The 9,518-nt window shown below is 71.1% G+C and carries 5 protein-coding genes; 3 read left to right on the top strand and 2 right to left on the bottom strand.

Annotation, left to right across the window (positions count from 1 at the left end; all coding sequences use genetic code 11):
- The first annotated feature begins 455 nt into the window (after nt 1-455).
- Nucleotides 456-2,054, top strand: coding sequence for an FAD-dependent monooxygenase (locus tag ACZ5ID_RS24170; protein ID WP_468901543.1), 1,599 nt, complete (start codon nt 456-458; stop codon nt 2,052-2,054).
- 57 nt (nt 2,055-2,111) lie between these two features.
- Here the strand turns inward: ACZ5ID_RS24170 and ACZ5ID_RS24165 are convergent, their stop codons facing one another.
- A complete protein-coding gene (locus tag ACZ5ID_RS24165) occupies nt 2,112-3,206 on the bottom strand; it encodes a hypothetical protein (RefSeq protein WP_468901540.1) in 1,095 nt (364 codons plus the stop codon).
- 256 nt (nt 3,207-3,462) lie between these two features.
- On the opposite strand from ACZ5ID_RS24165, the gene ACZ5ID_RS24160 reads away from it, so the two are divergent.
- Together ACZ5ID_RS24160 and ACZ5ID_RS24155 are read left to right on the top strand one after the other, a co-directional pair.
- Entirely contained in the window at nt 3,463-7,503 is a 4,041-nt protein-coding gene (locus tag ACZ5ID_RS24160) for a type I polyketide synthase (RefSeq protein WP_468901538.1), read from the top strand.
- A 197-nt stretch (nt 7,504-7,700) separates the two neighbouring features.
- Nucleotides 7,701-8,327, top strand: coding sequence for a TetR/AcrR family transcriptional regulator (locus ACZ5ID_RS24155; protein WP_468901535.1), 627 nt, complete (start codon nt 7,701-7,703; stop codon nt 8,325-8,327).
- 108 nt (nt 8,328-8,435) lie between these two features.
- Here ACZ5ID_RS24155 and ACZ5ID_RS24150 read toward each other — a convergent pair whose 3' ends face one another.
- Nucleotides 8,436-9,422 (bottom strand): RNA polymerase subunit sigma-70, encoded by a 987-nt coding sequence (locus tag ACZ5ID_RS24150; RefSeq protein WP_468901706.1) that lies wholly within the window; start codon nt 9,420-9,422, stop codon nt 8,436-8,438.
- Between the last annotated feature and the right edge of the window lie 96 nt (nt 9,423-9,518).

The raw sequence follows: 9,518 nt of genomic DNA, 5'->3' as shown, positions 1-9,518 counted from the left end.
GAGGAGATGTTGTGGGGTCTTTTTTTGTGGGGGGGGGGGGGGGGGGGTTTTTTTTTTTTTTTTTTTTTTTTTTTCTTTCCCCCCCCCCCCCCCCCCCCCCCCCCCCCCGCAACGGGCACGCCTGTCATCACCTTGCGCCTTGCGCCTCGCGTCTTGCGGCGACGGCCACGCAACTAACTGCAGCACAACTTGCTGCACCGCGCCGCCGTGGCGGACCGCCCGCGGCGAAAGGCAGGCTGCTTGTCGTAGGTCCGGGCCGGGGCGCTCGGCGTGAAGACCGAAGCGGGACACGGTCCCTTCCGGCTCCTCCCTTCGCGGTCCCGGACGGCCGGCTCCTGCCCCGGCCGGTGGCGCCTTCGCCCCTTGAATTCGCCCACCGCTCGTTCCCCGGCCGGCGAAGCCCTCCGGCCGCTTCCGCACCGGCTCCGAACACAGCAGCAATGGAGGCACAACGCATGACAGTCCAGCGAGTTCCCGTACTCGTCGTCGGTGGCGCCTACACCGGGCTCACCGCGGCGCTGAGTCTTGCCGCACGGGGAGTGCGACCCCTCCTGGTGGAACGGCGTCCAGGTCCCTCGACGCTGCCGAAGGCCTGGGGGCTCAACACCCGCTCCCAAGAGCTGCTGCACACCCTGCCCGACGTACGCCGTCGTCTGGAAGCGGCGCTGGGCGACGCACAGTGGCCCCGCATCAGCCACGGCGACTGCCTGGCCGACCCGCGACGCCGCTTCCTCGATCCGGACGCGGGACAGCCCGACCCGGCCGAGCTCTCCCCGGTGCCACCGCTGGCCTGGATCTCACAGGCCCAGGTCGAGGAGATCCTGCGGGGGTGCGCCGAGGAGGCGGGCGCGGAGCTGCGCAACGGCACCGAGCTGGTGGCGCTCGCCCAGGACGACGAAAAGGTCACCGCGACGCTGCACGAGGTGTCCACCGACCGCTCGTACACCGTCGAGGCGGACTACCTGGTCGCGGCCGACGGGAACAACAGCCCGGTCCGGGATCTGCTCGGCATAGGCGTCGAAGGCGGCGGGACGATCGGCCACATGTTCATCATCACCTTCGAGGCCGACCTGACCCGGTACGTCAAGAAGGGGGCGGTCGAGGTCATCGGGATGCCGGGCAGCGGCTCCAGCTTCATCCTGGACGGTTCCACGCGGCACACCCTGTGGGTCGACTACTTCCCCGGACGCGGGGAGACGCCGCAGGACTTCACTGAGGAGCGCTGCCTGGAGCGGATCCGCCGGGCCATCGGCGACCCCGGCATCGAGGTGACCTTCGTCAACGCCCGCTTCTTCCCGATCAACCACAAGATGGCCGAACGGTTCCGCGCGGGCCGTGTCTTTCTGGCCGGTGACGCCGCACACGCCTGCCCGCCCAACGGGGGACAGGGCGGCAACCTCGCCATCCAGGACGCCTACGACCTCTCCTGGCGGCTGGCCCTGGTGCTCACCGGGCAGGCAGGTCCCGGTCTGCTGGACACCTACGAGAGTGAGCGGCGGCCCGTCGTCGACATCACGCTCAAGCGCGAGGTCGAGCTCGCGAAGGTCTCCGAGGGGCGCGTGCCCGCCAGCTACAACCCGGCCGATCCCAACGCGCCCGTCCCCATGCCCAAGGAGTACCTGGGCTTTCGCTACCACTCCGCGGCCGTCCGTACCGAGCCCGACGACGACGGCAGCCTCCAGGAGGACCCGTGGCACCCGACCGGGCGCCCCGGGGGCAGGGCCCCGCACGTCGTACTGGCAGATGGTGCAAGGGAGTTGTCGACGCACGACCTGTTCGGCCAGGGCTTCGTGCTGCTGGCGGGGCGCGCGGCTCCCGACTGGACCGTCGCCGCCGAGAAGGCCGCAGGTGCCCTCGGGGTCACGCTGTCCGCGCACCGGATCGGTGAGCGTTACGCCGATCGTGACGACGTCTGGTGCGAGCGTTACGGTGTCGGGCCGACGGGTGCCGTTCTGGTCCGTCCCGACGCCGTGGTGGCCTGGCGTGCCAGGAAGGGTGTGGAGGACCCGGAGGGCGAGCTGGCGCAGGCTCTCACGGCGATCCTCGCGCGCTGACCCGAGCGGGGCGGGGGCGTCCCGGCCGCCGCGCCGGGGCGCGAAGGCCGGGAGAGTTCACTGGCCGTGGTGTTCCGCCCCGGCCCGGTTCGCCCCGGCTCGGTTCGCCCCGGCTCGGTTCGCCCCGGCTCGGTTCGCGTCCGCCCGGTTCGCGTCGGCGCGGAGCATCCGGTCGCGCACCAGCCAGCCGGCCTGGAAGCGGCTCCGGGCTCCGAGGTCGCCGAATAACTCCGCGATGTACTTGCGGCACGTCCGCACCCCGATGCCCAGGCGTTTGGCCACGGCTTCGTCCTTGTAGCCGGCGGTGAGCAACTGGACGATCGCCGTCTTCGTCTCTTGCGTCAGCGATTCCGGAATCCGCTTGTTGCCCCCCGTCCGCTCGAAGGCGGAGCTGCTCGCCCAGGCGCTGACGGTCATATGGGCCATGAAGTCCACCAAAGCCTTGTGCTGGACCAGGTGGGCCGTCTCCGCGTCCCCGTCGTCGAACAGGAAGGCGACGGAGCGGTCAAAGACGATCAGCGGCGGCAGCGAGGCGGCGGTGGTCCGCACCTCGCCCCCCGCGGCGAATATCCGCGCGGTACGATCGCGCACCTCCGCGTCGCAGCGGGACAGGTGGGGGAGCAGGACCCGTACGCCAACCGTGGGCGCCATCGGTTCGCCGTCCCCGCACACGACCTGCTCGGCCAGGGCGGAAGTCTGTCGGCCCAGGGGCTGCACGGCGAGTACTTCGTCGGTGCAGCGCGCCGCGGCGGCCGTGAGGGCATCGCGGATGTCACGGGCCCCCTCGATCGTGAGCACGGGGCCGATTCCCTCGCCCTCGTCGAGGGAGTCGCCGAAACCCGACAGGGTGTCGAGCTGGGCACGCAGGGCCTCCAGCTGGGCCTGCCAGGTGTCGATGACGCCCGAAAGCGGCTTGGCGTACTGCAGTTTGACCATGTCGGGGTGGACCGCGGTCCACTCGCGGCGGTTCTCCTGCCCGGAACGCGCCAGCCTCATCCCGCTCAGCCGGGACAGGACGCGCTCCGTCCGTCCCGTGCCCCACCCCAGCCGGCTGGCGACTCTTTCGAGTTTGGCCCCACCGGTGGTGACGAGGAACTGGTAAGCCGCCAGCTCCTCGTCGCCCAGCTGCGGAACGATCTGGGCGATGTCCATGATCTTCCCCCTCGTTGCTGCCGCGACGGTGTGAAAAAGCATAAACATGAGCACAGTTATGAACGCAAGTACAGAGTTGTATGGGCCACGTAAGCCCCAACGTGCGTGCAATGTCCGGTTTTTGAGGGGGAGGGCGGGGGTTTAGCGCGCGCAGCGGGCGGGCACCTCAGGCGATTAATGGTGTGAAGTTCATTTTTGAATCGTGCTGCCCAGAGCTCCGAGTTGAACCCCCGCCCGCACGTTGGGAGTGCCGTACATGCGTACAGAGCCGTCGAGCCCGATGCCCGTCGCGATCATCGGGATGGGTTGCCGGTTCCCGGGCATCGAGAACGTCGACGCCCTGTGGGACGTCCTCGTCACCAACTCCGACACGGTCACCCCGGTGCCGCCCGATCGCTTCGACATCGACCTCTGCCACGACGCCACTCCCATGACGCCCGGCCGGACCGTGTCCCGGCACGGCGGGTTCCTCAGCGACCCGTTCGGCTTCGACGCCGCGTTCTTCGGTGTCCCGCCCGCGCAGGCCCGCCTCATGGACCCGCAGCAGCGACTTCTGCTGCACGTGGTGTGGGAGGCCCTGGAGTCCGCCGGGGTGCGGCCCTCCCGGCTCGCCGGCAGCCGGGGCGGGGTGTTCGTCGGCCAGGCGACCTCCGAGTACGCGGAGACCGACCCGCTCCCCGACGAGCCCGATGTGCACGGCACGGTCGGCGCCAGGCTCCGCGCTGCCACGGCCGGGCGCGTCTCCTACGCCCTCGACCTGCGCGGGCCGAGCCTCGTACTGGACACGGCCTGCTCCTCCTCGCTGGTCGCCGTGCACGCGGCACGGCAGAGCCTGCTCACCGGCGAGAGCGACCTGTGCATCGCCGCCGGCGTCAACATCATCCTGTCCCCGCGCGACGCCATCGCCTACTCCCAGGGAGGCCTGCTCTCACCCGGGGGACGCTGCCGCTTCGGCGACGCCCGCGCCGACGGCTTCGTCCGCAGCGAAGGAGTGGGCGCGGTGGTGCTCAAGCGCCTTGACGACGCACTGCGGGACGGCAACCCCGTCAGTGCCGTCCTGCTCGGCAGCGCCGTCACCAATGACGGCGCCGGCAGTGGACTGCTGCTCCGCCCGTCCGTCGAGGGCCAGGTGAACATGGTGCGGGAAGCCTGCGCCGACGCCGGCGTCAAGCCCTCGGAACTCGACTACGTCGAAGCCCACGGCACCGGAACCGACGTCGGCGACGCGGTGGAACTCGGCTCGCTCGCCGAGTCGGCAGGACAACGAGACCCCGACCGGCCCCTGTTGACCGGATCGGTGAAGACCAACATCGGCCACGCCGAGGCGGCGGCGGGCATCGCCGGGCTGATCAAGGCGGTGCTGATGCTCCGGCACGGTGTCGTCCCGGCGTCCCTGCACCTCGACGAACCCCATCCGCTTCTCACGCAGAACGGTTTTCCCGTGCGGGTGGTGACGGCCAACCAGCCCTTGGTGGCGTCCGGTTCGCGACCCCTGGTCGGCGTCAGCTCCTTCGGCCTGTCCGGGACCAATGCCCACCTGGTCATGACCGACCACGCCTGCGAAACCACGAGCACCGGCACCGTAGCCCCCGAGACCGAGACCGAGCCCGATACCGCGCCCCTCACCGGTCCCCACCTGCTGGTGCTCAGCGCGCGCACGGCCGGATCCCTCAGCCGCCTGGCCGCCGACTACGCGGCCTACCTCGAACCCGGCGGCGCCGGGCGCGGGCACCGGCTCGCCGACATCTGCGCCGCCGCGGCCACGGGGCGCGACACCCACCGCCACCGGCTCTGGGTCATCGGCGACGACCACGACGCGCTGGCACGCAGGCTACGCGCCCTGGCCGCCGGCGAGTCCATCCCGGACGGTGGGACGGCGGACGCCGGCTCGTCGGGCGACAGGCCGGTGGTGTTCGTCTTCGCCGGACAAGGAGCCCAGTGGACCGGAATGGGCCGTGCGCTGTACCGCTCCTCGCCCGCCTTCCGCAAGACTCTGGACGCCTGTGACCGGGCCGTGCGCGCGGAACTGGGCTGGTCGGTCATCGAGCGCCTCATGTCGCAGGACGAGCTCCCAACAGACGTCGACGTCGTCCAACCCGTCCTGTGGGCCGTGCAGGTGGCCCTGGCCGCCGCCTGGAGCGAACGCGGCGTGCGGCCGGATCTGTGCATGGGGCACAGTATGGGAGAAGCAGTCGCTGCCCAGGTGACGGGCGCCCTGTCACTGGAGGACGCAGCGGCGGTGATCTGCCGACGCAGCCGCCTGATGCAGCGTACGGCCGGACAAGGCGCCATGCTCGTCGTCGAGCTCTCGGCCGCCCGGGCCCGCCGGCGTGCCGAGCCCTACGGGGACGCCGTCTGCGTCGCTGTCGAGAACGCTCCGACCTCCACCGTCCTCGCCGGAGACCCGGGCCCGCTCGCCGCCCTGCGCGCCGACCTGGAGCGTGACGGTGTGCTGTGCCGCCCGGTGAAGGTCAACGTGGCCTCGCACTCGCCGAGGATGGAGGCGGTCTGTGCCGACCTGGCACGGGAACTGGCCGACCTCTACCCGGTGTCCGCGGGGACGGGCATGGTCTCCACGGTGTACGGCCACGAGGTCGACGGGACCCGACTGGCCGCCGACTACTGGGTGGACAACCTGCGCTGCCCGGTGCGCTTCGCCGATACCCTGTGCGCCGTGGCGCGGGCGGCGGACAGCGTCTTCCTGGAGGTCGGCCCCCATCCCGTGCTGCTCGCGGCCATGGACGACAGCCTCGCCGCGGCGGACCTCGACAGCGCAGCGCTCGCCTCCACGCACCGCGGCTGCGACGAGCCCGTCGAACTGTCCCGGGCGACCGGCCGGCTCTTCGCCCGGGGCGGGCGCGTGGACTGGCGACGCTGGTACGGCGCCGCCCGCCGCCATGTGCCCTCCCTTCCGACCTACTCCTGGGACGCGGTTCGGTACCGGCGCGAACCCACCCGTACGACGGCCACCGCCGGGCCCGCCGCGACCCGGGTCCGACGGATCGACCTCGCGGAGTGGGGCGCGAGCGCCGCATGGGGCGAAGGCGTGGCCGTGCACGGCGTCGCGACCGTGCCGAGCGCCGCCTATCTGGCCGCGATGCTGGAGACGGCGGGCGAAATAGGGTGCGAGGGCCCCTTGGAGCTGCGGAACGTACGCCTCGGTGACGCGTTCGTCCCGCTGGAGGCGGTCGGCGAGACGACCCTCGAAGTCACGGTGGAGGGGCACCGGCAAGACCGGCCGGAAGACGGTGCGGTCCGCACCGCGACCGTACGGGCCTCGGTGCCGGGGGCCCAGGCCCCCCTCCTGTGCGCCTCCGGACAGGTGGCCCCGGCGGAGGACGACGAACCGGGCCCGCCGCAGGACGCTCTCGACACCGCGCTCGCACGGTGCCGGGACTACCTGGGGGCACCGGACTTCACCCTGCTGGCACAGCGGCACGGGTACGACATCGACGAGCCGTTCCGGGGGACGGAGCACGTATGGCGGCGCGAGGGCGAAGCCGTGGCCCGTGTGCGGCTGAGGACACCCCTGCCCCACGTCGGCTGGGAGGCGGGCCTGCAGACCGTCCTGGCGGCGCGCCCGGGGGCCCTGTCCCACAGCGCCGCAGCCTACGTCCCCGTCTCCTTCGGCGCGGTCCGTTTCCACGCCGAACTGGAACCCGAGTTCTGGAGCCTCGCCACGGTGCGCGCCGAGGAGGACGGGGCCCGCCTCGTCGCCGACGTCCTGCTGATCGCACCCGAACGCCGGGTCCTGGCGCGGTTCTCCGGGATCTGTCTGCGGCGCATCACACCGAAGCCCTCAGCCGCGATACCGCTGCCGTCCGTACCGGCATGGGTGCCCGGTCTCGCGCGGTGGTGTGCGGCGCCGCTCACCCGCCTCGCCGGGAAGCTGACAGCGACGCTCGCCGACGCCTCTGCCTTGAACCCGCCGCGCCCGCAGACCCTTCCGTACGGCGGACCGGCAGCCTCGATGACCAACCCGGGTGAGGCGGACGGGCCTCCGCGCCCGCCGACGCCTCCCTCGGGCGGCGCCCACCCCGAGAACGCCACCCACGCCCTGACCCAGTCGGCCGCCACCCTGCTGGGTATGCCGGCCTCCGACATCGACCAGCGCCTGCCTTTACGGGAACTCGGGCTCGACTCCCTCATGGCCACCCGGCTCCGGGTCCAGCTCCGGCGCAGCCACGGCATGGAGATCACCGCCGGGCGCCTCCTCGGCCGGGAGAGCATCGCCGACCTGGGAAGGAGCCTCGCTCAACAGGCCGCACACACCGGGACCGGTACGGAAACCGTGTGACGCCCCGTCAGTGCCTCCCGGCCAATTCCGCACAGGGCGTTGCCGTGGGGGAGCACGACGGCAGTAAAGTTGGACCAGGGTATAAAAAGCTCGCGACAGGACACCCCCGACGGACGACTGGGCCGGGGCGCCCACCTTCGTCACATGGGACTGCCACGCGGACTCGGTGAGTCCGGAAGGAAACAGGAGGGACGGACATGGGCGCGCAAGCGGCAACGCCGCCGCCGATCGGCCGCCGGGAACGCAACAAGCAACGTGTCAGAGAGCGGCTGTACATGGCCGCGGTCGAGTTGTTCCTGGAAAAGGGGTACGACCACACCTCCATCGGCGAGATAGCGGAGCGGGCCGACGTCGCCCGCGGCACCTTCTTCAACTACTTCCAGCGCAAGGAAGACATCATCACCTGCTGGGGCGAGAGGAGGCGTGCCGCGCTCGTCACCGCCCTCGACGAGGACAGCATGTTCACGTCCAGCTCGGTGGGGCGGCTGGAGCAGTGCATGGCGGTCCTGGTCCGCATCAACCAGGACGAGCGCCGGCTCACCGTCGCCATGCTCACGGCGTGGGTGAAGGCGGGACGCCCGATCCTGGAGGAGCCGTACGTCGCGGAGGTGTTCGCCAGGATCGTCGACCGAGGGGTGCGCAGGGGCGAGTTGGACCCGGGGACGTCGCCCATCATCGTCGGCAACATGCTGCGTGACGTCTACCTCGGAGCGCTGTACCGATGGGCCAGTCACCCGCCGGAGGAAACCGACTCGCTGGCCGAAGAGCTCCAGCAGATCCTGCGACTCGTTCTGAGGGGCATGACCAGCACGAGGGTGCCCTGATGCCGGCCACACCGACGTGGGCCGCCGCCGGGGCGCCGGTTGCGGCTGTGTCCTGGGGCGGTCCCCAAGTCCGCCAGTCGCGGCAGCCATGGCCTGATGGGCGGGCGGTCAGCGGCTCGGGAGGAAGCGTGGAAGCCCGAACCAGGACAGCATGCTGTTGTCGAATCGGGTCATGGCGCTGACGCGGTGGTCGGCGAGGGTGAGGACGTAGAGGCCGGTGCCATGGCTGATGCCGTTGGGGGTGCGCAGATACGCACCGAACGCCGGCTGGCCGTTGGCCCGCGTCGGTACCAGGTCGTACCTCCGGCCGGCACGGAAGACTGCGGCGCAGAAGCGGACGGCGGGGCCCCTGCCCTCGTACTCGAACGGCACGGGCGGCATCGAGATGAAGACATCGTCGGTGAGGAGACCCACCAGCGCGTCGAGATCGGCGGACTCCCACGCGCGGACGAACCTCGCCACGATCGCGTCCTCGGAGGCTGAGCCAGGGGCCGGAGGGCAGTGGGCGGCCGGCGTCTCTCGGCGCCGCAGAGCGGCGCGGGCTCGTTTGAGGGCGCTGTTCACCGATCCGACGGTCGAGTCGAGCATGTCGGCCACCTCGGCGGCACGAAAACCGAGGACGTCACGCAGCACGAGAACGGCGAGTTGGCGAGGCGCCAGCAGCTGCAGAGCGGTGACGAACGCCAGGGAGATCGACTCGGACTGCTCGTAGCGGGCTTCCGGCCCGAGCGGCGCGTCGGCCACGGCCCGCAGCAGGCTGTCGGGACAGGGCTGCAGCCAGGTGACCTCGCCGAGCCGGGTCGGCTCGGGCGGTTCGACCTGGGCCACGTTCCACTCCTTGGCCCGGCGCCGACTTGCCGAGCGACGCGCGTTGAGGCACCGGTTGGTGGCGATGCGGTACAGCCAGGTACGCATCGAGGCGCGCTGCCCGAACCCTTCGATGCCCTGCCAGGCTGCCAGTAGCGTGTCCTGCAGGGCATCCTCGGCGTCTTGCAACGACCCGAGCATTCGGTAACAGTGCACCTGCAGCTCCGCGCGATAGGGCTGGACCAATACGCGGAACGCGTCACTGTCACCGTCCCGCGCCCTCGACATCAGATCGCCGCTCGCCATCCCCGCCTCACCCTCTCCCTCGCCACCTAGCGCGTCCCTCGGGTATGGACACCGGCCGGCCGGTGAATTGGGCGGTCG

The organism is Streptomyces sp. NPDC031670 (assembly GCF_055580545.1).
Note: the sequence above shows the minus strand (reverse complement) of the source record. Positions and strands in the feature narration are given on the sequence as shown.

Bases quoted from the DNA above. Each gene is read 5' to 3' on its own strand.
- ACZ5ID_RS24170 (WP_468901543.1), top strand. From the start codon at position 456: ATGACAGTCCAGCGAGTTCCCGTACTCGTCGTCGGTGGCGCCTACACC.
- ACZ5ID_RS24165 (WP_468901540.1), bottom strand. From the start codon at position 3,206: ATGGACATCGCCCAGATCGTTCCGCAGCTGGGCGACGAGGAGCTGGCG.
- ACZ5ID_RS24160 (WP_468901538.1), top strand. From the start codon at position 3,463: ATGCGTACAGAGCCGTCGAGCCCGATGCCCGTCGCGATCATCGGGATG.
- ACZ5ID_RS24155 (WP_468901535.1), top strand. From the start codon at position 7,701: ATGGGCGCGCAAGCGGCAACGCCGCCGCCGATCGGCCGCCGGGAACGC.
- ACZ5ID_RS24150 (WP_468901706.1), bottom strand. From the start codon at position 9,422: ATGTCGAGGGCGCGGGACGGTGACAGTGACGCGTTCCGCGTATTGGTC.